This window comes from Nostoc sp. ChiVER01 (assembly GCF_034531155.1).
Taxonomy (GTDB): domain Bacteria; phylum Cyanobacteriota; class Cyanobacteriia; order Cyanobacteriales; family Nostocaceae; genus Nostoc.
On record NZ_JAVRBS010000011.1, the window covers coordinates 107,334 to 131,768 of the forward strand.

21 protein-coding genes and 1 pseudogene are annotated in these 24,435 nt (G+C 42.1%); 6 read left to right on the forward strand and 16 right to left on the reverse strand.

All coding sequences use genetic code 11. The features are described 5' to 3' along the window. Positions 1 to 76 precede the first annotated feature (76 nt). Positions 77 to 406, forward strand: a complete 330-nt coding sequence (locus RMY00_RS16355; protein WP_012410384.1) for a hypothetical protein — start codon at positions 77 to 79, stop codon at positions 404 to 406. Positions 407 to 498: 92 nt separating this feature from the next. Here RMY00_RS16355 and rpsN read toward each other — a convergent pair whose 3' ends face one another. The 6 genes from rpsN to RMY00_RS16385 form a co-directional block, all read right to left on the reverse strand. After that, on the reverse strand, positions 499 to 801 hold the full coding sequence (rpsN, locus tag RMY00_RS16360; protein ID WP_190939279.1) for a 30S ribosomal protein S14: 303 nt from the start codon (positions 799 to 801) through the stop codon (positions 499 to 501). A gap of 75 nt (positions 802 to 876) precedes the next feature. Further along, a complete protein-coding gene (nth, locus tag RMY00_RS16365; RefSeq protein ID WP_322648544.1) occupies positions 877 to 1,548 on the reverse strand; it encodes an endonuclease III in 672 nt (223 codons plus the stop codon). A gap of 23 nt (positions 1,549 to 1,571) precedes the next feature. After that, entirely contained in the window at positions 1,572 to 2,672 is a 1,101-nt protein-coding gene (gene rseP / locus RMY00_RS16370; protein WP_322648545.1) for an RIP metalloprotease RseP, read from the reverse strand. A 110-nt stretch (positions 2,673 to 2,782) separates the two neighbouring features. After that, complete coding sequence (gene serS, locus RMY00_RS16375; protein ID WP_322648546.1) at positions 2,783 to 4,063, reverse strand: serine--tRNA ligase; 1,281 nt, start codon at positions 4,061 to 4,063, stop codon at positions 2,783 to 2,785. 132 nt (positions 4,064 to 4,195) lie between these two features. Further along, on the reverse strand, positions 4,196 to 4,771 hold the full coding sequence (locus tag RMY00_RS16380) for a DUF3611 family protein (protein WP_322648547.1): 576 nt from the start codon (positions 4,769 to 4,771) through the stop codon (positions 4,196 to 4,198). Between the two features lie 453 nt (positions 4,772 to 5,224). Beyond that, positions 5,225 to 5,419 carry a hypothetical protein gene (locus RMY00_RS16385; protein ID WP_322648548.1) on the reverse strand — a complete coding sequence of 65 codons (195 nt, stop codon included), beginning with the start codon at positions 5,417 to 5,419 and terminating at the stop codon, positions 5,225 to 5,227. 152 nt (positions 5,420 to 5,571) lie between these two features. On the opposite strand from RMY00_RS16385, the gene RMY00_RS16390 reads away from it, so the two are divergent. Continuing rightward, a complete protein-coding gene (locus RMY00_RS16390) occupies positions 5,572 to 5,919 on the forward strand; it encodes a PadR family transcriptional regulator (protein ID WP_322648549.1) in 348 nt (115 codons plus the stop codon). A 52-nt stretch (positions 5,920 to 5,971) separates the two neighbouring features. Then, on the forward strand, positions 5,972 to 6,502 hold the full coding sequence (locus RMY00_RS16395; RefSeq protein ID WP_322648550.1) for a cofactor assembly of complex C subunit B: 531 nt from the start codon (positions 5,972 to 5,974) through the stop codon (positions 6,500 to 6,502). Positions 6,503 to 6,949: 447 nt separating this feature from the next. On the opposite strand, the gene RMY00_RS16400 is transcribed toward RMY00_RS16395, so the two are convergent. After that, positions 6,950 to 7,267: a DUF3155 domain-containing protein gene (locus RMY00_RS16400; RefSeq protein ID WP_041566316.1), complete on the reverse strand. Its 318-nt coding sequence runs from the start codon at positions 7,265 to 7,267 to the stop codon at positions 6,950 to 6,952. A gap of 284 nt (positions 7,268 to 7,551) precedes the next feature. On the opposite strand from RMY00_RS16400, the gene RMY00_RS16405 reads away from it, so the two are divergent. Further along, a complete protein-coding gene (locus tag RMY00_RS16405; RefSeq protein WP_322648551.1) occupies positions 7,552 to 8,898 on the forward strand; it encodes an ATP-binding protein in 1,347 nt (448 codons plus the stop codon). Between the two features lie 145 nt (positions 8,899 to 9,043). Here RMY00_RS16405 and RMY00_RS16410 read toward each other — a convergent pair whose 3' ends face one another. The 9 genes and pseudogenes from RMY00_RS16410 to RMY00_RS16450 all read right to left on the reverse strand — a co-directional run bounded on the left by RMY00_RS16410 (position 9,044) and on the right by RMY00_RS16450 (position 21,291). Then, positions 9,044 to 10,285 (reverse strand): S-layer homology domain-containing protein, encoded by a 1,242-nt coding sequence (locus RMY00_RS16410; RefSeq protein ID WP_322648552.1) that lies wholly within the window; start codon positions 10,283 to 10,285, stop codon positions 9,044 to 9,046. A 399-nt stretch (positions 10,286 to 10,684) separates the two neighbouring features. After that, positions 10,685 to 11,356: pseudogene (locus tag RMY00_RS16415) on the reverse strand (S-layer homology domain-containing protein); the annotation flags it as partial. Between the two features lie 1,656 nt (positions 11,357 to 13,012). Continuing rightward, a complete protein-coding gene (locus tag RMY00_RS16420; protein ID WP_322648553.1) occupies positions 13,013 to 13,729 on the reverse strand; it encodes a conjugal transfer protein TrbI in 717 nt (238 codons plus the stop codon). Between the two features lie 546 nt (positions 13,730 to 14,275). Continuing rightward, a complete protein-coding gene (locus RMY00_RS16425) occupies positions 14,276 to 15,019 on the reverse strand; it encodes a choice-of-anchor K domain-containing protein (protein WP_322648554.1) in 744 nt (247 codons plus the stop codon). Positions 15,020 to 15,465: 446 nt separating this feature from the next. After that, a complete protein-coding gene (locus tag RMY00_RS16430; RefSeq protein ID WP_322648555.1) occupies positions 15,466 to 17,676 on the reverse strand; it encodes a tetratricopeptide repeat protein in 2,211 nt (736 codons plus the stop codon). A 265-nt stretch (positions 17,677 to 17,941) separates the two neighbouring features. Beyond that, on the reverse strand, positions 17,942 to 18,121 hold the full coding sequence (gene psb34 / locus RMY00_RS16435; RefSeq protein ID WP_109011140.1) for a photosystem II assembly protein Psb34: 180 nt from the start codon (positions 18,119 to 18,121) through the stop codon (positions 17,942 to 17,944). 279 nt (positions 18,122 to 18,400) lie between these two features. After that, a complete protein-coding gene (gene thiO, locus RMY00_RS16440; protein ID WP_322648556.1) occupies positions 18,401 to 20,434 on the reverse strand; it encodes a glycine oxidase ThiO in 2,034 nt (677 codons plus the stop codon). 103 nt (positions 20,435 to 20,537) lie between these two features. Further along, entirely contained in the window at positions 20,538 to 20,936 is a 399-nt protein-coding gene (locus tag RMY00_RS16445) for a hypothetical protein (RefSeq protein WP_322648557.1), read from the reverse strand. Positions 20,937 to 20,952: 16 nt separating this feature from the next. Further along, a complete protein-coding gene (locus RMY00_RS16450) occupies positions 20,953 to 21,291 on the reverse strand; it encodes a 2Fe-2S iron-sulfur cluster-binding protein (RefSeq protein ID WP_322648558.1) in 339 nt (112 codons plus the stop codon). A 75-nt stretch (positions 21,292 to 21,366) separates the two neighbouring features. On the opposite strand from RMY00_RS16450, the gene cimA reads away from it, so the two are divergent. Both cimA and RMY00_RS16460 read left to right on the forward strand, forming a co-directional pair. Then, the gene (gene cimA, locus RMY00_RS16455) at positions 21,367 to 23,028 is read left to right on the forward strand and encodes a citramalate synthase (protein ID WP_322648559.1); all 1,662 of its coding nucleotides are present in this window, start codon (positions 21,367 to 21,369) and stop codon (positions 23,026 to 23,028) included. A gap of 222 nt (positions 23,029 to 23,250) precedes the next feature. Then, a complete protein-coding gene (locus RMY00_RS16460; protein ID WP_190892814.1) occupies positions 23,251 to 24,234 on the forward strand; it encodes an alpha-ketoacid dehydrogenase subunit beta in 984 nt (327 codons plus the stop codon). Positions 24,235 to 24,435 lie beyond the last annotated feature (201 nt).

A 24,435-nucleotide genomic window follows, 5' to 3' on the forward strand; every position in this document is an offset into this window, starting at 1 on the left:
CCATTTGATCCTATCAATCATCCTCCGCGTTCCTCTGCGTTTCCCTTTGCGTCCCTCTGCGTTTAAAATAAAAAAAATGACTCAACCAATTCCACCCATTACCCTACCACCACCCGAAAACCCTCTCCTCGAAGGTGAATGGTTAAGAGAACGCTTACAACGGTGGCTAGATACAGAATTTATCCCTGAAGCAGTCAACCAAAACATTGCCCAACGAGCCGCACAGATTTTTGTGCGTCAACGGATGGAAGGAGAAAACGACCTTGGTTCTCTGGTAATTGCCATTGTCACAGAGATGCAGTCGTATGATTTTTCCAATAGCTTCTATGGAGAGTTTGCGATCGCTAACGCCGTCAGCGATCTACTCTTAGAAAGTCTGGGAATTGATAAGTGTTGTGGTCAATAATATTTTGTCATTTGTCCTCTGTCATTAGTCCTTTGTTATTTACCAATGACCATTGTACAGACGCGATTAATCGCGTCTCTACTGACTCTTAACTACCAACTAGACTTAACAACTCCAGGTAAAAGACCTTCATGTGCCCATTCTCTTAGCACGTTCCGAGACAGTCCAAAATCGCGGTAAACACCTCTAGAACGACCAGTCAACCAGCAACGATTGCGGTGGCGGGTGGGCGCACTATTCCGGGGTAGCTGTTGAATTTTCCGGTGGATTTCCAGCTTATCTAGGGGAGATGCTGCACTTCTGAACTCTTCTAAAAGAGCTTCCCGCTTGTCAGCATACTTTTCTATCAACTTAGTGCGCTTTTTTTCGCGCTCAATCATGCTCTTTTTTGCCATTATTCTCTAATTTATTTAAAGACACCGTTTTCCATTCTACAGTCTCTCTATCAATTCTGGGGTTACTTGTGTCGCTTACCCTACAACTACTGGCTTATTAGCAGCAGGACATAAATCGGCAAGTTCACAAGCAATACAGACAGGAGAGCGTGCTTTACAAATAGCACGACCGTGATAAATCAGCCGAATTGACCAATTTTCCCAATCAGGCTGTGGCAATAAACCCATTAAATCTTGCTCAATCCGAACGGGGTCTTTTTCTTGGGTTAAACCCAAACGTTCGCTAAGGCGCTTAACGTGAGTATCTACCGTCACTCCAACATTAATGCCATAACCATGACCCAGGACTACATTGGCTGTCTTCCGCGCCACACCTGGAAGCTTTAATAATTGCTCCATTTGGTTAGGCACAACAGAGTCAAATTCGCTAACAATCATCCGACAGGCGGCTTGAATGTTCTTGGCTTTATTGCGATAAAACCCTGTTGAACGCACCAAGTTTTCTAATTCTACCAAGTCAGCGATCGCTAAACTCTCAGCATCAGGAAACCGATCAAATAAAGCTGGTGTTACCTTATTCACCCGCTCATCAGTACACTGAGCCGAGAGAATCGTTGCCACTAATAATTGTACTGGCGTTGAGTAGTTCAAAGAGCAAGTTGCATCTGGATAAAGACGCTTTAGCCTAGCTAAAATTTCAATCGCCCGTTGCTTTAAAGGTAAAACTTCCTTTTCCCTATTCCCCACTCCCTACTCCCCACTCCTTATTTTCACTGAAACAATCTTTGCACCCACTCTAATTGACTAGTTAATTGAGTAGTTTCTTTGACAATCAGAAAAATTCCTAACCCTAAGAGTAACACCAAACCGGTTTGCATTACACCTTCTTGAATCCTGGCTGGTACAGGCTTACCGCGTAAACCTTCAATCAGCAGAAAAGCGAGTTGTCCACCATCTAAAGCTGGTAAAGGCAAAATATTGATAATAGCCAAGTTAATGCTGATAATTGCCGCAAAAGACAACAGATTTGCGCTATTGTCTTCAGCTAATTTTGCACCGATTTTGACAATATTAACTGGCCCAGAAACTTGTCCAGCAGTTTGTTGAAAGTTAGTAATTAATTGCCCAAAACCACTGAGTGTACCAACAAATAATTGTTGAAATCTGTTAGCAGCAATCCCAAAAATTTCAAAAGGACTATTAGGACGGCGATAAACTGCCGTAGCATTTGGACTAAGTGCCACACCAACTACACCTTTACCATCGGCTCCCAATTTTGGTGTTAATTTCAGAGTTTGTTGTTGGTTGTCACGCAGAATTTTCAGTTCGATTTGCTGATTAGGATGAGTTTGAATTTCTTTTGTCAGCAAAGGAGTTGACTTTTCAGAAGCCGGGAGTTCTTGACCGTTAACAGCCAGAATAATATCTCCTTCCCGAACTCCTGCTTGATAAGCAACAGATTCTTGATTAACAGGCTGTACGGCGACACCAGCTTTATAGGTTAATTCCTTGGGAATGCCGACGATACCCAATTGCAGAACCAACACTAAATAGGCAAATATTAAATTTGCGATTACTCCAGCACTAATAACGATCGCCCTATCTAAAACTGGACGGTTACGTAGTAGATTTGGGTCATTGGGTGGAACATCGCTATCGGGGTCATCATCGGGAAAGCCCACAAAGCCGCCCAAGGGAAAGGCGCGGACAGCATATTCGGTTTGCTTTCCTTGATACTTAAGAAGAACTGGGCCAAAACCCAAAGAAAAACGGTTAACGAGAATGCCTTGAGAACGGGCTGCAACAAAATGTCCCAACTCGTGTACCAAAATCAAAACAGCCAAAACTGCGATCGCTGCTAAAACTGACATAGAGTAAATTAGTGAAAATATTAAGCTATAGTTATCTCCATTCTAATTGGGCATTGGGTATTGGGCATTGGGCATTGGGCATGGGGCATTGGTAAAAGACTAATGACTAATTACAATACTTCACGCCCCAAGTAAGGTTGCAGCGCTTCTGGTATTCTTACTGTCCCATCAGGTTGCTGATAATTTTCTAAAATTGCTGCCATAGTCCTTCCCACAGCCAAACCCGAACCATTGAGGGTATGTACGAACTGAGTGCCTTTTTTTCCCGCCTCTTTGAAGCGAATATCAGCCCGCCGCGCCTGGAAATCTATAGTATTGGAACAGCTAGAAATTTCGCGGTATTTGCCAGAAGAGGGCAACCAAACCTCTAAATCATAAGTTTTGGTAGCAGCAAATCCCAAATCTCCTGTACTTAAATTTACTACTCGGTAAGGTAACTTCAACGCCTGTAAGATTGCTTCTGCATTCCCTACCAATTTCTCCAATTCATCAAAAGATGTACTGGGTTCGACAAATTTCACCATTTCCACCTTGTTGAACTGATGCAGGCGAATTAACCCCCGCATATCGCGTCCATAGCTACCAGCTTCGCGGCGAAAGCAGGGAGTAAAAGCACAGTGGTAGATAGGCAAGTTTTCAGCAGCGAGAATTTCACCCCGGTATAAATTTGTAACTGGAACTTCCGCCGTCGGAATCAGCCACAAATCATCATCAGCGCATTTAAAGCTTTCTTCTGCAAACTTGGGTAACTGACCGGTCGCCGTCAAAGACTCGGTATTCACTAACAGAGGCGGACTGACTTCCACATAACCAGCTTGACTATGGAGAGATAGCATAAATTGAATTAATGCTCTTTCCAATGCCGCACCAGCGCCTATCAAAGTCACAAAGCGACTTTGGGCAACTTTTACAGCCCGTTCAACATTGAGAATACCTAGCTGTTCGCCAATTTCCCAGTGAGGGAGAATATTCGGATTTTGAGGAATGTACTCATCACCCCAACGACGTACTTCTATGTTATCTTCCTCATTTTTACCAAGGGGTGTAGAGTCGCTTGGTAAGTTAGGAAGTGCCAATACAAGTTGGGCAATTTCAGCTTTGAGGTTTTTTTCCTGGGGTTCCAGTTCACTCAACGTAGCTTTGATAGAGTTACCTTCATCCCGCAAAGCCTGAATTTCTGGGTCTTGAGGATTTATCCCAGATTTAATCTTTTGCCCGACAATTTTACCAATTTCGTTGCTACGAGCTTGGAGTTGACTGCGCGTTCCCTCAAGTTCCCGTTGTTGCCGATCTAACTGTAAAATCGGTTCGATGTCGTATTTACCACTACGACTATCTAATCGTTTTTGAACTAATTGCGGATTTTCCCGTATTTGCTTGATATCCAGCACAAATTTTTCTCAGTTTTTAGCCTATTATCTTCCAGCCAACATTTCAGCAGCATATAGCCAATTATGCACCCAAGTCAAAAGAGGGGAATGAGGAGAGAAGAACCTAGTAATTCTTGACTTTTGACTCCTAAACTAAGGTCGGTTGATGCGATTGAGTAGCCAAAGTGATGCTAACAGTCCAGCAAAGTGGGCTTGTAAAGTCTGGATATTTGCTAAAACCACAAACATATCTAAACCACTAATAATCGCTTGATTAGCTTGGGCAGAAAATATCAATTGACCTTGAGACAAAGCCCTAAGCGTAAAACTACCTACAATTGCTTGCGCCCCTAATAGAGTTAATAATATTCCCCCCAAATTCACCCACAATCCTAAGCGTAACACTTGTACAGTCTCACTTTTCCGGGGGCGGTTGCTGGGATTAGAGGATTGGAGTTGGTTGCCAATTCTGGTGTAACGGTAAGCTAAATAAATGCCTCCACCCAATGCCAAAAGTCCACAAACTTCTAATAAGACACCAAAACCTGTTCCCGCATTATTAGTGCTACCAATATTCCGACCAAAAAGGCTGTTAGCCAGCAAAATCACGCCAGAAACTACACCTAAAGCTAACTGAATCCAGAAGCTACTCCAACCGAAGAGACGAAATATTTGGGCAATTGCCCGCAGAGTTGAGGAAGATGATGGGGCATCAGGGATTTGTGACATAGTAATACCAATTTGCTGGGTGCTTGATCAAGGGGCACGGAAGAGGACACAAAGACACGGAGAGTTCTTTTTCCACGCCTTTCGCCCTTCTTTCTGACTTTTCACGGCATCTAGAAAATCTCACTTCTATTTCTCTCTCCTTTTAGAAGAGAGACTTTGAATCTTCCCGCTTTAGGAAGCAGGAAGGGGACTAGGGGCTTAAATTTTTCGTGGGCTTTTATCATATAACTTGAATTGTCAGGTCTTCTTTCCCCCGCCTTGAGGTCTTCTTTGATAAATTTACTATCACACCTGCCATAAGAGACAAAAGATTCTCTTGTTGAGAAAATCAGTAACGGTTACTGCTTAAGTGTTTCTACTGCCGTAGCAGCTTTAACCCAGACATATCACTTAGCGCAAGCTTTCAGAATCCGCATTGGAAAAATCACTGTAAAACAAAGTGTTTATGAACTTTTACAGACAAAATAGCATTTTACCTGTAAAATTTCTTCGATGGCATTTTATTGCTTCAGCAGTTCTAACTAGCTCGGCATTACTTAACACCAAGACAGTGACTTTGCCACTGTCTGTTCGCTCCTCACCACCCGTATCGAGCTTGAGTAGGGATACACTATTTTGTGCCCCTAAACTCGCAAACTCGTCCCACACCTGTGAAGTTGTGGGTAATTATTTCGTATTTACACAATGGATATCTAGCCTAAGTAGCTTTATATATATTACTCACTTAGCAGTAGCACTATATACTGGCTACAAGGATTGTAGACCCTACCCTAAGGCATTTTTTTAGCCATTCACTAACCATGAAACTTGAGGATATATATCAATTCTTTGAGAATCCTCCGCCAACTTACCTTTGTCAGGAAGTAGCAGTTTGTTACATACTGTCTGTTTTGTTACAAGGTGAATCTTACGGAACCGAGTTGATTGAGCGATTAGAAACTGAATATCCAACCTATAGACTTTCGGATACCGTACTTTATAGTGCAATCAAATTTCTGGAAGATGAAAGGGCAATCACTGGATATTGGAAGAAACTCGAAGGACGAGGACGCCCCAGGCGAATGTACCAAGTTTCTCCAGAATGGCAAGTTCAAGCGCAGGATTTAGCTTTTCAATGGCTTGACTACGTAAACAGGAGGACAAAGTAACGAATAATTGATAATGAATAAGTCTCCTCCAGTCAAACAATAACAATTAGTTATGGATACTGCTATTTTGCCATCTACGTTCCTGCTAACCTTGTTGTTATCAGTTGGGCTGTTTTTCTTTATTCGTGCCTCGACTAAAGACCGCATAGAAACAGCACAACTGGTATCTGAGCAAGACGAAGCTGCTTTAATGTCTCAATTAAAAGAGTATTTTCGTTCGCGGTCTTACCGAGTAGCTGAGGTAAACAGAGAACAAAACCAAGTGACTTTTGAAGGTTTTGTTCGCCCCAGTTGGTTCTTAGCTATATTTTTAACTCTGCTAGCAGCGACTGGTATTGTTTGTCTATCACTAGTCGTGTACCTGCTTTTTCCTAACCTCAGTACCTTTGTTCTACCTATGGTACTGCTGTCGCCTTTGAGTGGTCTATTTTATTGGAAAAAATCTGGAAGACTTGAGAAGGTGTTGCTCAAAATAGAAACAACTCAGAGCAAACAAACCTCCTCAAGTAAAATCACTGTAGTCGCCCATCGAGATGAACTGGGCGAGTTACAGAGGATTTTACAGCTCAAGGCTGCTGAATAACTGTTGGTTTTTATGACCATCTCTTAACTATGATATGCAGACTTCTGATCTGACCTACTCTTTAGGCATTAGAAAGTAGGAAGGAGCAAATTAAAACTTCTGCTTTGTCAACCCCCACTACTTTTGTCGTGGGGAAAAATTTAAATTCATAAACTTAAATTTGTTGACAGAGCAAGGTTTAACAATTTATGGCATAAAACGTAACTTTACTAGCGCTTTTGGAGGCGCTTGGCTCTATACCTACTCCCTTCTGCATCTTCAAAATAGTATCAATCCATGCAATCTAGCGTGGTTTGACACAAGTTGAAATTCCAACTACCTGGACTAGCCTTAAAAAGCAAATCAACTCCAAACTAAAAAAAAATTAAATTTTGCATAAACTTAGCAATTTTGCCAGTTAATGATAGTCAGGAGCCACATTCAATGCCTAAGATGATTATTTATGGTTCACCGACTAGCTAAAGCAAGAGGTTCTTGACCTGGCGAAGGTTCTAACACCCTCAAGCTAGGAAACAAGAAATGGTTTTCCTCTACGTATTGAGCACCAAACAGTCCCTTTTCTGCCCAGAAATAGCGGTCTGTGGTGTGTTCATTTCGCTTTACGAGTAACAAGGCGGGTGGCAAAATACCTTCAGCTTGAATGAATCTTCTCGCTGCTGTCACAGGTTTTTCTTCGCCACTTTCGATGCTATATTGAGGCACATGTTCCAAAATCCGCCGTCCTTCCTGACGACGACGACTTTTCCTTTTGCGTCTCCTTGCCAATCTATTGTCCTCCTCTTTCAAGCTATAGATTGTAGTGATAGCTACAAAATCAGTCGTAATTATATATGTTCTAGTTCAAAATATCAATAGTTTTTAACCTTTTAATTTAAGAAAATTAATATCTTTGGAGATAGGTAAAACAAAACTACCGAAGGATATAATTCCTTGGTACAAAGCTTTCATGTAGAAGATTTTAGTTAAGCTTTATTAAATGGGTGAGGTAAAACTAAGTATCCTTTCTTAATCATGCCTCAAAATTTGTAATATTGAGCAAAAGCTAAAAAATGTTAATGTCTGCCAGTTCCGATTTTCTGGCTCTATGTCGAGAGCAAATAGCGCTACTAACCCAAGGGCTGGGAGCAACTTTAAGTATTGTGTACCTGACACAAGAATTGGTAGACACTCCTTCGGGTGATGCCAAACTGATTCCTGTAGTAATTTACCCGGAAACAGCATTATTGCCTCCAGGGGAAGAGGCTGCTGAAGCGACAGTACACAAGCAACTTCAAGTTGGAAATGTGTTGATATTACCTAATCAACAGAGAAGGTTATTGACAGCAGGATCAGAGTCTTCAACCTCGTCACCGGAGTCTGAGATCCCAAATGCGTCTCAACCCCATCTAAAAGAGGAATATCTATTTAGTGGTAATCAAATAGTTTTACCTCTGGTTTATGAGGGTGTGATGATGGGGTTACTAGTAACGGGTAGGAAAGATCGGGGATGGAATGAACACGAGGAAAGTCAGATTCAACGCATAGCCCAAACACTGGCGATCGCTTGTATTTTAGATCAACGGCGAGCATGGTTTGAGCAGCAATTACATGAGCAGCAAGTTCTCCAAGAAAAACAGCGAGATTTGCTAGATAATCTGTTGCATCAGTTTCGTAACCCATTAACAGCATTGCGAACTTTTGGTAAACTGCTATTGAAAAGGTTGCGACCAGCAGATACCAACCGAAATGTGGCAAATAGTATTGTGCGGGAAAGCGATCGCCTCCAAGAATTGCTGCAACAATTTGATCAAGTAATTAACTTAACAGAGGCAGATTTAGCACCACTACATCTCCCCGAAGAAGTATTTGTAGAAGCAACTATCCAAAAAGATGCTAAACCGCCGTTATTATTGCCGGGAACGGGAGACAAAGCAGTTGACTGCTCGTTAGCAGATATATTAGAACCATTATTAATATCAGCCAAAGCGATCGCCCAAGAGCGAAAGCTAAAACTAATAACTGAAATTCAACAGAATTCACCCCTAGTACGTGCCAACGTCAAAGCATTACGAGAGGTATTAACTAACATTATTGATAATGCTTTGAAATACACTCCCACTGGTGGCAAAATTTTAATTCAGGCCGGGCAAGAAAAAGCTAATTTTCAGGGAATTGTCATTAGTGACAATGGGCCTGGCATTCCCCCCCAGGATTTAGAACATCTTGGAGAACGGCATTATCGAGGTGTACAAGCGCAAACAGAAATCCCTGGCACTGGTTTGGGGTTAGCGATCGCAAAACAATTAATAGAGCAAATGCAGGGCGAAATCGAGATTTTCAGCCCTGCAATCAACTCTAAGATAACTTCACCTAATGCGCCGGGAACCACGTTTATTATTTGGTTACCAGAAGTTTAGCAGGACTTACGCAAAAATTGCCGAAAAGCTTAATTTATCGAACCGCCAAGACGCCAAGAACGCCAAGAATTCGTAGAGTGTGCGTAAGTCCTATTTAGGATTTGTCCTTTGTCCTTTCTAAAGACCAATCACCAATGACCAATGATTATTTTAGTGAAACCAACAAGTTTTGATTGATGGTCATTTGTAAATCGGTATCTGGGTCAATAGCGATTAAGTCAACACTATTTTTACCGAAGAACAGACCAACCAACGCACCGATACCAGCACCACCCAAGACTTCTTCTGTGGCGATCGCGCGATCGCCTGTGACGGCAGATACGGCAGTTGCTGCACCTGCGCCCAATACAGTATCTTTGAGAATTGAACCAATACTAGTACCCTTCTTGACGGTTTCAGTTTTGGTAATCACATCTGAAGTAGCGTTAACCTGATACTCCTGACCATTGGTCAAAACTAGTTTCTCGGCAACGAATTGAGAACCACCTGTAGCAGGTTTGAGTTGACCAATAACTTGACTACCAGCCGGAATCACTACAGATCCGTCTTGCGTAACTACGTTCTGGGATACTGTTAATGTCAAAGGCGCTGTTTCATCCTTTGTAACCAGAATTTTTTCTGCCTTGTCATACTTCACAGGGATAGCAGTCCCTTGAGGAATTGTCACAGCTACAGGCGTTGGGGTAGTAGACCCGACAGCCACGACATAAGGCGAGTTAATTGCTGAGGCTTGATTAGAACTAACCAATGCTTGGTAGATAAAAGCTGCTACCTGGGCGCGAGTGGCGGTTGCAGTTGGATTCAGGAATTTCACATTAGGATAGTTCACCACAATTTGCTTCTCTGTTGCTGCTGCGATCGGGCTACGGGCATAGCTAGCGATGTTAGAAGCATCGTTGAAGTATTGCAGAGTACTTTCGGTATTACCGCTAGGACTATATTCCAGACCATTGGCGAGGGAAACTAAAACCTGCTGGCGGGGAATAGCTTGGTTAGGCTCAAAACGATTTCCAGGATAACCAGATAAGAAACCAATGGTATAGGCTTGTTGAATGGCGCTGGATGCCCAATAGTTGCTGGGCACATCAGCAAAATTGATTGCTTGCCGTTGCGCTGGTTTTTGGAAAGCTTTGTTGACCATAGCAGCAAATTGAGCGCGTGTTACCGCTTCTTCAGGGCGGAAACTACCATCAGGAAATCCGGCAATTACACCTCGCTGTGACAATTGTTGAATAAATTGTGCTGCCCAATAGTTAGATGAAACATCAGAAAAAGTAGTTTGAGCAAAAGATGGTGAAGCTGTAATGAAAGGCGCTACAGTAACGACTGTGACGCTTAAAGCCATGAGTGCAGCTGTTCCAGATTGCAACCTATTTAAAGTAAACATTAATTTTTAATCCCAGTACAATTAGTTTTTTTACTGTTAACTAATTAGACATTTACTGAAGTATTAGGTTCCCAATTATTTCTGTTTTTGTCAAAACCATTACTTCCGACATACAATATAATTAGATAGTCAAATTCAGAGAATATCTGCCAACAGAGCTAGCAATAGGTAATAGTGTAATCAGCTTATTACTGATTAACACTATTAAATAAGTATTTGAGAAAATATGAACATTGAATGAGACGGTACCGAGATAGAATAGTTGCTGAAAAACAGATTTTTTGGGGTTAAAAATGAAGGCGATCGCCCACTATAGTTAAAGTGGCGATCGCCTATCAGAGATGATTAAAGTCACGACTTGAATTGAGTTACGACATCAAGCAGTTAATTCCTGGGGTTTGACACTACATAGGGCGAGTTAATTGCTGGGGCTTGATTAGAACTAACCAGTGCTTGGTAGATAAAAGCTGCTACCTGGGCGCGAGTAGCAGTTGCGGTTGGATTCAGGGACTTCACATTCGGATAGTTCACCACAATTCCTTTCTCTGTTGCTGCTGCGATCGGGCTACGGGCGTAGCTAGCAATCCTAGAGGCATCGTTGAAATACCTGAGAGTGCTTTGGGTATTGCCACCAGAAGTATATCCCAGACCGTTGGCGAGGGACACCAAAACCTGCTGGCGGGGAATAGCCTGGTTAGGCCCAAAGCGATTACCAGGATACCCTGCTAAGAAACCAATGCTATAGGCTTGTTGAATGGCACTTGATGCCCAGTAGTTGCTAGGCACATCATAAAATTTGATTGCCTGTCGTTGCTGTGATTTTTTGAAAGCTTTATCGACCATAGCGGCAAATTGAGCGCGTGTCACCGCTTCTTCAGGGCGGAAAGTACCATCAGGAAATCCAGCAATTACACCTCGTTGTGACAATTGTTGAATAAATTGTACCGCCCAATAATTAGATGAAACATCAGAAAAAGCAGTAGTTTGAGCCGAAGGTGCAGTAGGAGTTTGAGCCACAAATGTCGAGGAGCATCCCACTTGGATGGGTTCGCTTTGCAAAGTATAGGTCATTGGTTCACAAACTAAACTTGCCGACTTAGACTCTACATTATTCCGCGTTGGCGGATTTTGTTTATTTACCTTTGATTTCCAATTGTTAAATATTTTTTCAATCGTAGGATGCTTACTTAAAAACTCTGAGTCTGCAACAACATCGTGAGACCCCTTAACACTTATCTTAGAACTATTGAGGTAGATATTGTAGTCATAAGTAACATTTTGAGCTTGATAATTACTATTAATAACCTTGCCAGGAAAAGCATAAAGAATGTTTCTTAAAATTCTGACATCAGATGACCTGATAGCAAATATTTGCCCATCTTCAATTTCTGGACTTTGATTATTTGCAATAGCAGTGTTATTTACAATATCCACATGATCGCTTAAAAATGAATGAATACCAGAACCACCATTATTAAACGAAAGATTATTTTTAACTAAAGTACGTCCTGTATATGGACTCATTTGTAAATTCTGATCGCCATTTCTTGAACTATCAATAATGATGCCATTTCCGTCTGTGATTTTCCCGACTGCAATCCAAGGGATGTACATGCGATTGTTGTAGCTCTTGTTGTTGGTAACCACCATCTTGTATCCCCGGTTATTGTCAGAATTCCAATTGTTCAACAATGAAATACCACTATTACCATAAATGCTATACCAGGCATTATTGAACACTACGTTATTATCTATTGTCACATAGTCAGATTGAATCGCTGAAATACCCGCTCCCCCACAGTCATGCGCTTTGTTGTTCAGAATACGGATGTGATGACTACGACTATTTTTTCGTCCGTCAACGCTGATGCAGTTTCCATTAGTCAGTGGGTTTACTTTGTTAGTCTTCTGACTTATCGCATAATCAAGGGTGATATTGGCATTGTTCCCTATCACCTCCAGCCCATTGATCTCAATATATGAAGCTCCATTTGAAATCAAGATACCATTCCATGTATTGTGCTGAATTTTTGGGGAATGTCCAGGATATGCTTTATACTTAATCCACGCATTTGCTTTTCCAGAACGTTTAATATTTACTACACTTACAGCTTTGGCTATATTTTTGTATACGCCGTTCATAATCAATACTGTATCGCCAGGGTTGGTAAGGTCTGCTGCCTTTTGAATTGTCCTAAAAGCGTCTGAAGTAGAGAGTCCGTTATTTTTGTCGTTTCCACTACCACTAACATAGTATGTTTTCGGTTGTGAATTCGCGCTAATTAGCTGGTCACTAGATAGGCTCATTTCGTTGTTAGTGGATACTTGATTGATGTTTTGAACTAAAAATTCTTTTATCCTTTCTCCCTGAGTTAAAAGACCTAATACTACAGGAATTGCAAGACATGCACCTATACCAAAACCTCGAATTTCCACAAGCAAAAGCTCCTTTTTGCCACTATTTAACAAAAATATCAGGATATTACGTAATTTTGAATACTCTTTTGGATAGAGAATAAAATAGTGTTAATTTTTTTAGTTCCCCACATAGTGCAATTAGATAAGGATTCTAATAAATATTAATAGTGAGTAAAACGATATAAAGGTAAACTAGTTATTATTAAATATAAGTTTTTACTATTAAAAATTAAAGCGATCGCACAGTATATTTAAAGTTGCGATCGCCTATTAGGGGTGATTAAAGTCACGACTTAAATTAAGTTAAATCTAGTAGCGGGATTGTGGTACTAAATTCAAATTAGAATTCAGTGTAAGCTTCAAATCCTGTGCGGGTCTAATAACAAAGGCATTTCCTTGTTTTTTCCTCAACAGCACACTTGCTCCCGCACCCGCAGCCCCACCGAGAACAGGTTTTAAATCGTCAATTTTGCGGTTCCCAGTTACTAGTGAACCTAAAAGACCAGCACCAGCACCGATAGCTGCATCAGTTAAAACTTGACCTGTGCTAGGCCCCTGTGAAACTTTTTGAGTCGTGGTATATGTCCGAGAACTTGCATTAATTGGCTGACGCTGACCATTAGAAAATTCTAATTCTTCAGCTACAAACCGCACGCCTTTCCCTTGATTATCATCTGTATTTCTGGAATAATAACTATCTAGGTCAACAGATTCTAATCGTCCATTTACCTTAGTACCGGCGGGAATCAAGACATTTCTATTTCTGTCAATAATGTCATTGGCTATTCTCAAGGTTAGAGATTTACTTTCTCCAGGAGCAATAGTGATTGTCTCTTTCTCGTAGGTAACAGGGAAAGTAACCCCAGAAGGAATGGTAACGTTTCCATATTGTCCAATTCTGTCTTGCCCAATTCTGTATTGTGCATTAGCAGGAGCTAAAGTTAACAGTGGGGCAGTCACGGTTGCAGTAACTGCTATTGCCATAAGTGCAGCAGTTCCAGATTTCCATTGATGTAGGCTAGTCATAAGTGGGTAAACCTTTGTGTATGTGATGTATTTAATGACGTTGATTCACTTAGTTTGTTTCTAAAATTTATGAAACCTGTTTATAGGCGCATTCTGAATATGAAGGTGCTTACATAACCGAGAGTTTGTGTTGCAACTAGTTCTATCGGAGATATCGCTCCTTAGAATTTGTATCTTATTAATGTGCGTTACTAAATAGATGGTGAGATACTCTCAACATGACGCAAAATTAATCTAATTGTTGCCAAAGTTGTTTTATTGTTTATGTCCTTCTCTTCTCCTTCTTCTATGGTAGCTGCTGCGCGTAGCTTGCTTCCACGTTCGCAAAGCGAGTGGTACAAAGACGCACTTACCGCTTAGAGCGAGTCTGCATCCCTTACGCGTCTTGTAGAGGGCGTCTTTGGCTTTGCTCCTGAATTCTTCTATGGGAATAAATTTTGATGCGATCGCAGCAATTCTTGTGCTGGGTTAAAATTTATTAATTATGGAATATGAGTATGTAGCGGTTCTCAATTGCATAAAATACAAGAGCGCTAAAGCTCTGACTTATTTCTTCTCCAGCAATTTTTTATTAGATATCAGGTACATGCCTAGCAGGAATAGACCCGCTACTGTTGCAGGTTCAGGTATGGTTTTTATTTTGGCATAAATAGCTGTTTTAGTTGTGCCTCCTTCAAAAGCCTTAATACTTGTCTGCTCAACGTCTGGATTAAAACCAATTAGTTCAAGCGTGTATTTATTGCCTTCAAAGTCAAAACTCGGATTACTCAAGTTTTCGTCTATAAATACAAGGTCTGCATTCTCTTCTTCAGAATTTGTTACGCTATTAAATGTATTTACTAGATGCAGTTTCAAGTCAAAAACTTGGCTGATTCCAACGGGAGATATGAAGGATACATTGAGATTTAAAGGCACCTCTTCAACGCTTGTACCCTTAACTACAGTTCCGTTAAAGTAAGTTAAATCAGCTATTTTGAATACAGAGTTAATGTCAGTTGAAAACGAATTTCCACTAAAGGTAAGTTTATTTGAGCCAGTTATTGTACACCCACTAGGATTTGGACTTGGTAGACACACATTAGCATCACCCCAAGTAAATATGTTGTTTCCCACACCTGTGTATATGGGATTGGGATTGATATCGATGCTTCCTGGAGTAGGTTCTCCCCATGTACCAGTAGAGATACCAGAAAAAGTTAGAGCATCTGCTCGGTTAGAGAAACCAAGTGTTACAGTCGCACCCACAAAAAAACTAGATATAGCAGTCGCAAAAACCAAACTTATTTTCATAACTTAAGTATCCAAATATAATTTTGGAGCTTTTTTAAACTATGTTTCGAGTCTAAATTAGTAAATTTCTTTAAAATGCACCAGTATTTTATTAGATTTATATATTATTAAATATTATCTAAAAAATTATTTTATTAATTTAACCTTATGTATATCAAAAAAATGTTTTAATAATTATAAATTCGTAAAACAGTAATTGCGTAAGCGTAGCTCATTGTAGACATCGTTACCTTACTTGCTTCTGTGATCAATTGTCAAGTCAATATAAAGTTACTTTTTTTTACACTCTCTGCACTATTGAGACGAATGTGATTTATTAGTTGAATTCAAGGATAAATAAGAGAAAATTTTAGTATTTTTTACTACCGAAATAGCCCTAAAGACACTTGCTATTTTTTCTCCCTCTGTCTTCCTTGCCTTTCTTTCAAGGATTTTCGGTATATGCTTTATAGCTTTGACAAAATTTCTGGTAACAACTGACTAGGAACTTTAGATAAAGCTAAGTTTTGTCCTTGTATACCTAATTCATTATGAAAAGCACGAATAGTTTTCACTATATAATTAAAAGTTGTTTGATAAGCCTCTGGCTGTTTGCTTAATCCGTTTAAGGCTTGTAAATGGTTGTCTAATGCTACTTCTAGATGTTGAGAACGTGTTGCTTTGTCATCATTAAACGACTTATCTATTACTAGCTGATAATGTGCTAGTCCCAAGTTATTATAAGAGGCAAGCAAATCAAAACTTAAAGGAATACTGCTAAGTGAGTGAGCCAAAGCTATAGCTTCTTCGTAAGCGCTGATACATAGTTGCAGATACTTTTGCCGTACCTCTTTAGTTGTTTGAGATAGGTTTGCTAGATGCCAGTAGGCAGTACCGAGATTATTTTGTGTAGCAGCACAGGCGCTGGGAACATTAGCTGGAGTACGATACTTGAGAGCTTCGGTGTAGACATCTATAGCTAGCTGGAGATTTTGGGCAGGTTGTTCGTATTGTGCTAGATTCCAACAGGCGGTGCCGATGTTGTTTTGAATCATGCCATACTTGAGCGGTTCCTGTTCGGGGTTGTAGTGTATAAGTGCTTCGTTGTAAGCTGCGATCGCCTTCTTTAAATGCACAATCGGTTGGTTATATTGCCCTAAATGCCAGTAAGCAGTACCCAAATTATTCTGGCAAGCCGCATACTTTAATGAATCCATCTCAGCTGTACGGTAGCTCAGTGCTTCATTGTAAGCTAAAACTGCTTGCTGCCAATTTTCAGATGGGTGAGAAAAACGAGCTAAATCACCATAAGCCGTTCCCAAATTATTTTGCACACGAGCGTAAGTTTCTGAATGTGTCTGGGGCGAAATCATCTTTAACGCCAACTGATAAAATTCTATTGCCTGTTCTATATAAGTTTGTCCTTCCTCAGAATTGGGCGGTGTACGGTATAGCATCCAGTAGAGTGTACCCAAATCATTTAAGATATCTGGGAGTTGTGGTGAGGTTTCGTCATAGCTAATTGCCTCCTGATAGGCAATAATTGCCACCATCAGATTTTCTAAGGTTGACTCTCCTTGCTCAATGCGAAGGCGGTATAAAGTGCCCAAGCGATGATAAGCTTCTGCCAGTACTTCCCCTGGAACTTGTTTTTGGTGTAATTCTTCAATTTCCAACAAAATCTGCTGCGGTTGCCAGTAATCCTCTGTATGTTGGGCAATATTTGTATTTATTGTTGCTATTACTAGCTCTGTTAACTCGCTACTAATATGAGATAAAGACGACAGAGATTGATTATTACTTGCGCTACCAGACCTATTAGTAGATTCTTGCTGTTGTGGCGCAGCCTTTAATAAATCTGCTGTCGATAGCGATTCCTGGGTTTTATCTACGCTATTCCCTTGTATTTCTGCCGGAAAATCAGAATTATTCTTCAACTTTAACTCAGTACCTGCGGTTCTGAGTTCGGTTTGGGTAACTGATTCATCTACAATCGACTGCTCAATATAGCCTAAATCCAAGCTTCTAGGATTAGAAAAACGTTCTGGATAACCTGAATTCTGAGTCGCTGGTGTAGGTTCTCCGGCAAACACAAATACGCCAGTCCGACAACGCCAAAACTGTGGTGCTGATTGCTTGATAGCAGATAACCAAGGACGCGGTATCCATAACAACAAGTTAGATTCAAGGAATCGGCTGGATTCTTGTAAAGAGAAATATTGTTCGCTTAAGCGGAGATGGTGCAAAAATAACCGTTGTGTAGCGACTGGTTGCTTAGTGAGATGCTCCACGCCGACAATTTGAAATGCTGGTACTGGAAAAGGTCTTCCAGGGGAATCCTTTGATGCCCCAACAGTTGGCGGTGGATAGTTTGCCAACCATTGATTTATTTGAAGTATGGGATTGGGGTCATTTAAATTCAAACGCAGCGTGACTAATCGCGGATAAGCTAGAGTGCTATTTTCTTGGGCATTTGATGGCTGAGATAGCACTTGTCCAATAGGATAAGCCAATGTAGAATGCAGACGAGTCGCTACTTGATTTCTCAGGTGTAAATCATCACATACTGCTAAAAAAAGTTGCCGTCGTAAGCCAAGACTTAGGGCAAGCTTCAATCGTTGGTATACTTGCCGATTCCAAGTGGAATTATCATTTTGTGCAGTATCATTCACGCTCATGACGGCTAAAGAGCCAAAACACAGTACATATCGCCTTTCTCGGCATATCCAAGTCGGCTAATCTCATAATAGAAATGATTTTTAAGCTAACGCTGTGCTGTTTAGGATAAATTGAGTTTTTCAGGTATAGTTTAAATTAAGTTAGTATATAATGATACTCTAATTTCTAATTCAATTTTAACAAAAAATAAAAAAGCAGGCTCCTTTTAAAATCGGAACCTGAAAAAATATCAATAAAATGAAGTTTTATTAAAATATTTTACGATCAGCTGCTCTTAGAAACAAAGAAGGCAACTAGAATCAAGCCGCCAACCAAAACTGTAGCGACTATTCCTAGTAAAAGATAAGTTCGCTTTTGCCCTTCTGTGGGGGGTTCTGCTTGATAAATCTTTGGTTCCTTGGCGAAATTATTTAGAAGGCCGCCTTCTTCGTTTGTATAGGGCATGAATTAATTCCTTTATCTTTATCGTTCATTTAATGTTACATAAATGGGAAATCCGCCCTTAAACTGCTAGACAAATCGTTACATTAGAAGATGTAGAGGGGCATGGGGCAGGGAGCAGGGAGAGATAGGCAATTAAATTCTTCCTCATCCTCCTCATCCCCGGCTTACTGGTTAAACAAAGAAGCTATTCATCAATATCAGTCAAGATTAGGAGTAGAGGGGAAAAACTTTCTGCAACTTCTCCTCTCTGCCTACTTTCCATGCCCTATGCCCCATTCCCTAACTAGTAATCGTCCCAGTCAAAGGTGAACTAGGACTGGCGTAATCTTTGATAGGCATTCTGCCAGCAAGGTATGCCAAACGACCGGCAACTGTTGCTAAATTCATGGCACGAGCCATTGCTGCCGGGTTTGGAGAAAGTGCGATCGCACTATTAATCAACAAAGCATCTGCTCCCAATTCCATTGCTTGGGCAGCTTCTGAGGGTGAACCAATTCCGGCATCTACCACCACTGGCACACCTGCATTTTCGATGATGATTTGGATGTTGGCGGTTGTTTTTAGCCCTTGTCCAGAACCAATCGGCGATGCTAAAGGCATGACTGTAGCACAGCCTACTTCTTCTAAACGTTTGGCTAACATGGGGTCAGCATTAATATAAGGCAATACTGCAAAACCTTCTTTAACTAATTGTTCTGCGGCTTGCAACGTCCCAATTGGATCTGGGAGTAAATACTTAAGGTCAGGTATTACTTCTAACTTTATAAAGTTATTATCTTCCTGCCCTAACAGTTTCGCCATTTCTCGCCCTAAACGCGCTACCCGAATCGCCTCTTCAGCAGTTTGGCAACCTGCGGTATTAGGTAACATCCAGATTTTTGTCCAATCTAAGGCTTCAGCTAAACCTTCATGTCCGGGGGCCTTGGTTTGTACCCGTCGTACTGCCACGGTGACAATCTGGCAATCACTGGCGGCGACGCTTTGCTGCATTTCTTCAATGCTGCGATACTTCCCAGTTCCAGTCATCAAACGGGATTGGAAAGTTTTGCCAGCAATAATTAGTGGGGAGTGGGGAGTGGCGAGTGGCGAGTGGGGGGATATGGCAGGGCGATTCCCGTTGGAGAAATTGGCAGAGTGAGTCAGCATTGGGGTGGAGGTAGATGGCTTGGACTGGAAGCGTGAATAGTGGAAATCAGCAAGTAGAGGGTCAGACTTTTGTTCCAAGATGAGATCGGCAATTAAGGTGGCTGTTACGGGTGCAAGTAGAATCCCGTTACGGTAATGACCTGTAGCAAGGGTTAAATTTTGACAATGGCTAGTGCCAAGGATGGGCAACTCATCGGGGGTGGCTGGGCGAAATCCCCACCAGAATTCTTGGATGGGATAATGCTTGAGTTGGGGATACAGACGGATGGTAGCTTGTAGTAATGTTTGAATGCCTTCTGGAGTGTTGTTGGGAATGAAGCCAACGTCTTCGCTGGTTGCGCCAATAACGAGGCGATCGCGTCTTGGTACGATGTAAATATCCTGTCCAAACAAAACTCGCTTCAAGGGCAATTCCGACGTAATTTCTGGTATCCGCACACTCAGCATTTGCCCTTTTCTGGGACGCACGGGAACTGGTAATAACTCATTTGACCAAGCACCTGAAGCTAAAACATAGTGCGTGGCGCGGATTATTCCCGCATTGGTTTGCACGCCAACCACTTGCCCTTGCTGCTGTAAAAATGCTTCTACTGTAATCCCGTCTTTGAGTTCAACACCAACAGACTCAGCCGCCGTCCACAATGCCTGAGCTAGAGCTTTATTATCAACTTGCGCGTCTTCAGGATACCACCAGCCACCAACTACCTCGGCTCCCAAGCCTGGCTGATATTGATGAATTGCCTCTTTGTTTAACCAGTAAGCCGGGGATGAAAAGGATGAGGAGGATGAGGGAGATGAGGAGGAAAAACTTTCTCCTCTGCTCCTCTGCTCCTCTGCTCCCCCTGCTCCCCCTGCCCCCTGCCCCCCTGCCTCTTCAAAGACGGGTGCAAGGATACCACAGGAACGGTAGCCAGTATTTAAGCCAGTTAGTTCTTCTAGTTTGCGCGTCCAGTCGGGATATAATGCACGCGATCGCCAACACAAGGAATGCATTGCCCCATTAGGGAGGTTTTCCGCATCTGGTGCTAACATCCCAGCAGCAGCATGGGTAGCGGCAGCCTGAAAGTCACGACAAAGCACGGTGACACTTGCCCCGCGCAGTTTTAGCTCAATGGCGATCGCTAAACCAATAACGCCGCCACCAATAATTACAGTCTCACTAGTCATTAGTCAATTAGTCACTAGTCATTAGTCATTAGTCATTAGTACATAACTAATAACTAATAACTCATAACTTATAACTTATAACTCGTAACTATAGACGGATCTGTTACCACAAGGCGCGAATTGGTTCGTTGCCTTGATTTGTCTCGTTAGATGGCGTATTTGTTTGTGAAGAATCTGTATTGTTGTCTGTTGTAGTGTCAGCAGGTGATGTTGAATCATCAGAAGGATTCTGAGCAACGTTACTCCTGTTCTCAGGTCTTGGAGCTACAATACTGCGCCTGTTTGCGTTTGTTTCGGTTGTTTCGTTTCCTTCAGTTGCAGTTTCTTGATTATTGCTGCCAGCACTGCTATTAACATTGATATTAGCTGGCAGGACTTGTGATTTTTTGTCACTGGGAGCGTTAGCGGTTTGTACTCCCATAGGAAAGTTGATGCCCAGTAATGTACCAAGCAGAATGGCCAAACCTCCAGCCATTAAAATTAATGGTGTCCATCTACCCATCTTGTCTTACTCCTTTTTAACCTTTTGGTGTCCACACTATTCGAGAATTTTGTCCCCAAAATCCATCAAACTTTGTCACTTTCACATCGCCTAAAACCAGAGTTTGACAGGCTAAACGCAAGTCTGTTGTAGGAGAATGGGGAGGAAGCGAACGCCGTGCTCGATCACGCCAATTCGCTGCTGATACTTCGCCCTCTACCTTAACCGCGCAAGTTCCGCAACTGCCAATGCCCCGACAGTTTATTAACTTAGCACCGTCATTGTAGAGTTCTATTCCATTTTGCAGCAAAATTGTTCGGAGATTGCTTTTGCTTACGCACTCAATTGTTTTACCTTGAGCTAGTACCTTAGGCATTTTTAAATTGCCAAACTGGCGTTTTGTTGTATATTGACACATTGCCTTGAAAGTTGTCTCGTCGGTCCCAGCTTTATGACCACAAATTCTTCACCTCAACTTTGGCTTTATGACACTACATTACGAGATGGCACTCAGCGCGAGGGGCTATCAGTATCGATAGAAGATAAGTTACGCATTGCTCGTAGACTCGATCAACTGGGAATTCCCTTTATTGAAGGCGGTTGGCCTGGTGCCAATCCCAAGGATGTACAATTTTTCTGGCAACTCCAAGAAGATCCGCTAAAACAAGCTGAAATTGTAGCTTTTTGTTCGACTCGCCGCCCCAATTCCACTGCCGCAACCGAACCGATGCTACAGGATATTTTGGCTGCGGGGACTCGCTGGGTAACGATTTTTGGTAAGTCTTGGGATTTACACGTTACAACAAGCCTCAAGACGACATTAGAAGAAAATTTGGCGATGATCCGCGATACGATTGAGTACCTCCGTTCTCAAGGGCGTCGCATTATCTACGATGCCGAACATTGGTTTGATGGCTACAAGCACAATCGAGATTATGCTTTACAGACATTAGAGGCTGCGATCGCATCTGGTGCTGAATGGTTAGTCCTTTGTGATACTAATGGTGGTACTTTACCTCATGAAATTAGCCAAATTGTTCAAGATGTCAGTAGTCATTTGTCATTAGTCATTTGTCAAGAACCAATGACCAAGGACGATGGACAAAGGACAATTCCTAAAATTGGAATTCACACTCATAACGATTCGGAAATGGCGGTTGCTAACGCTCTAGCCGCCGTGATGGCAGGGGCAAAGATGGTACAGGGGACAATTAATGGTTACGGTGAACGTTGCGGTAATGCTAACCTCTGTTCGTTAATTCCTAATTTACAATTGAAGCTGGGTTACAGTTGTATCACAGAAGACCAGCTAACACAACTTACAGAAGCTAGTCGTTTTGTGAGTGAGGTGGTCAACCTTGCGCCAGATGAACACGCTCCCTTTGTCGGACTTTCGGCTTTTGCCCATAAGGGCGGTATTCATGTATCAGCCGTGGAACGTAATCCTCTAACTTACGAGCATATTCAGCCGGAACAAGTGGGGAATCATCGCCGCATTGTGATTTCTGAACAGTCTGGACTTAGCAATGTTTTAGCCAAAGCCCGCAGTTTTGGCATTGACCTCGATCAACTGAAAGCTGAAGCCAAGCAAATTCTCCAGCGCCTCAAAGATTTGGAAAGCGAAGGATTTCAATTTGAAGCAGCAGAGGCTAGTTTTGCGCTGTTGATGCACGAAGCTTTAGGAGGTCGCCAGAAGTTTTTTGAAGTCAAAGGTTTTCAAGTCCACTGTGACTTGATTGAGGGGAAAGAAACTAGCAATGCCTTAGCCACGGTTAAACTCGCTGTTGATGGCAAAAATATCCTGGAGGCGGCGGAAGGTAACGGCCCCGTGGCAGCTTTGGATGCGGCTTTACGCAAGGCTTTGGTGAATTTTTATCCCCAAATAGCGACCTTTGATTTGACAGATTACAAAGTGCGGATTCTTAACGGACATACGGGTACTGCGGCGAAAACCCGTGTGTTGGTAGAGTCAGGCAATGGTCGTCAACGCTGGACTACAGTAGGGGTTTCCACCAATATTTTGGAGGCTTCTTATCAAGCGGTGGTGGAAGGCTTGGAATATGGTTTGTTGTTGCACTCCCAAGCAGAAGCGGCCGTGAAAGCTCCTACTTGATTAAAGTTACTATTTAGTGTAACGGAGGTTAAATGAGAACCTAGCTCTAGCTAGAGGTAATTCCAGGTTCTAAATTACCTCTAGCTAACGGCAAAAGAGCTTTGATATTATGCTTAGGCGGTTTGTTTAAACAACCTAAACTCTAACTAGTGCGATCGCTCACCTTATTTGCGACAGCAGCACGATAAAATTCTAAAACTATAATCGTAACAAAAGGTCTAAATGGCAGAAACACTATTTTTCAACGCCTTACGCGAAGCCATTGATGAAGAAATGGCGCGTGATTCCAGCGTATTCGTTCTCGGTGAAGATGTCGGACACTACGGCGGTTCCTATAAAGTTACAAAAGACCTGTACCAAAAATATGGCGAACTCCGCATTTTAGACACCCCCATTGCCGAAAATAGCTTTACTGGCATGGCAGTGGGAGCAGCAATGACAGGGTTACGTCCTATCATTGAAGGCATGAATATGGGCTTTTTACTGCTCGCCTTCAACCAAATATCCAACAACGCTGGGATGCTGCGCTATACTTCTGGCGGTAACTTTAAAATTCCGATGGTGATTCGTGGCCCTGGCGGTGTCGGACGACAGCTAGGCGCAGAACATTCCCAGCGACTAGAAACTTACTTCCAAGCTGTGCCAGGGTTGAAAATTGTTGCCTGCTCCACACCAAGAAACGCTAAAGGACTACTGAAATCCGCTATCCGCGATGATAACCCCGTGTTGTTCTTTGAACACGTTTTGCTCTACAACTTGAAAGAAGATTTACCAGAAGAAGAATATTTGCTACCCCTAGATAAAGCAGAAATGGTGCGTGAGGGTAAAGATGTAACCATTATTACTTACTCGCGGATGCGGCATCATGTGCTACAAGCAGTAAAAACTCTTGAGAAACAAGGATATGATCCAGAAGTTATCGATTTAATATCTCTTAAACCATTAGATTTTGATACGATTGGTGCCTCAGTACGTAAAACCCATAAAGTCATTGTTGTAGAAGAATCCATGCGAACTGCGGGTATTGGAGCAGAAGTTATTGCCTCAATAAACGATCGCTTATTCGATGAATTAGATGCGCCAGTACTGCGCCTGTCTTCCCAAGATATCCCCACACCTTACAACGGCAACCTGGAACGACTAACAATCATCCAACCAGAGCAAATCGTAGAAGCTGTAGAAAAAATGGTAGCGTTGCGAGTCTAGGGATTAGGGATTGGGAAGAAGGCAGAGGAGCAGAGGAGCAGGGGAGCAGGGGAGCAGTTGCAGTAAGTCTTTCTCCTCTGCCCCTCTGCCCCTCCGCACCTCTGCCTCTTTTCAATGCCCAATGCCCAATCCCCGATCCCCGATCCCCACTCCCCATTCATAACTCCATAAAAGAGCGCTATTATAGCCTTTGTCAGTTGC

Excerpts from the sequence above, each read along its gene's own strand:
- RMY00_RS16410 (WP_322648552.1), bottom strand. The coding sequence starts at position 10,285 with ATGTTTACTTTAAATAGGTTGCAATCTGGAACAGCTGCACTCATGGCT.
- rpsN (WP_190939279.1), bottom strand. The coding sequence starts at position 801 with ATGGCAAAAAAGAGCATGATTGAGCGCGAAAAAAAGCGCACTAAGTTG.
- psb34 (WP_109011140.1), bottom strand. The coding sequence starts at position 18,121 with ATGCCCTATACAAACGAAGAAGGCGGCCTTCTAAATAATTTCGCCAAG.
- RMY00_RS16405 (WP_322648551.1), top strand. The coding sequence starts at position 7,552 with ATGTTAATGTCTGCCAGTTCCGATTTTCTGGCTCTATGTCGAGAGCAA.
- thiO (WP_322648556.1), bottom strand. The coding sequence starts at position 20,434 with ATGACTAGTGAGACTGTAATTATTGGTGGCGGCGTTATTGGTTTAGCG.
- RMY00_RS16450 (WP_322648558.1), bottom strand. The coding sequence starts at position 21,291 with ATGCCTAAGGTACTAGCTCAAGGTAAAACAATTGAGTGCGTAAGCAAA.
- RMY00_RS16430 (WP_322648555.1), bottom strand. The coding sequence starts at position 17,676 with ATGAGCGTGAATGATACTGCACAAAATGATAATTCCACTTGGAATCGG.
- RMY00_RS16395 (WP_322648550.1), top strand. The coding sequence starts at position 5,972 with ATGGATACTGCTATTTTGCCATCTACGTTCCTGCTAACCTTGTTGTTA.
- rseP (WP_322648545.1), bottom strand. The coding sequence starts at position 2,672 with ATGTCAGTTTTAGCAGCGATCGCAGTTTTGGCTGTTTTGATTTTGGTA.
- RMY00_RS16390 (WP_322648549.1), top strand. The coding sequence starts at position 5,572 with ATGAAACTTGAGGATATATATCAATTCTTTGAGAATCCTCCGCCAACT.
- RMY00_RS16460 (WP_190892814.1), top strand. The coding sequence starts at position 23,251 with ATGGCAGAAACACTATTTTTCAACGCCTTACGCGAAGCCATTGATGAA.
- RMY00_RS16425 (WP_322648554.1), bottom strand. The coding sequence starts at position 15,019 with ATGAAAATAAGTTTGGTTTTTGCGACTGCTATATCTAGTTTTTTTGTG.
- RMY00_RS16420 (WP_322648553.1), bottom strand. The coding sequence starts at position 13,729 with ATGACTAGCCTACATCAATGGAAATCTGGAACTGCTGCACTTATGGCA.
- cimA (WP_322648559.1), top strand. The coding sequence starts at position 21,367 with ATGACCACAAATTCTTCACCTCAACTTTGGCTTTATGACACTACATTA.
- RMY00_RS16355 (WP_012410384.1), top strand. The coding sequence starts at position 77 with ATGACTCAACCAATTCCACCCATTACCCTACCACCACCCGAAAACCCT.
- RMY00_RS16445 (WP_322648557.1), bottom strand. The coding sequence starts at position 20,936 with ATGGGTAGATGGACACCATTAATTTTAATGGCTGGAGGTTTGGCCATT.
- RMY00_RS16380 (WP_322648547.1), bottom strand. The coding sequence starts at position 4,771 with ATGTCACAAATCCCTGATGCCCCATCATCTTCCTCAACTCTGCGGGCA.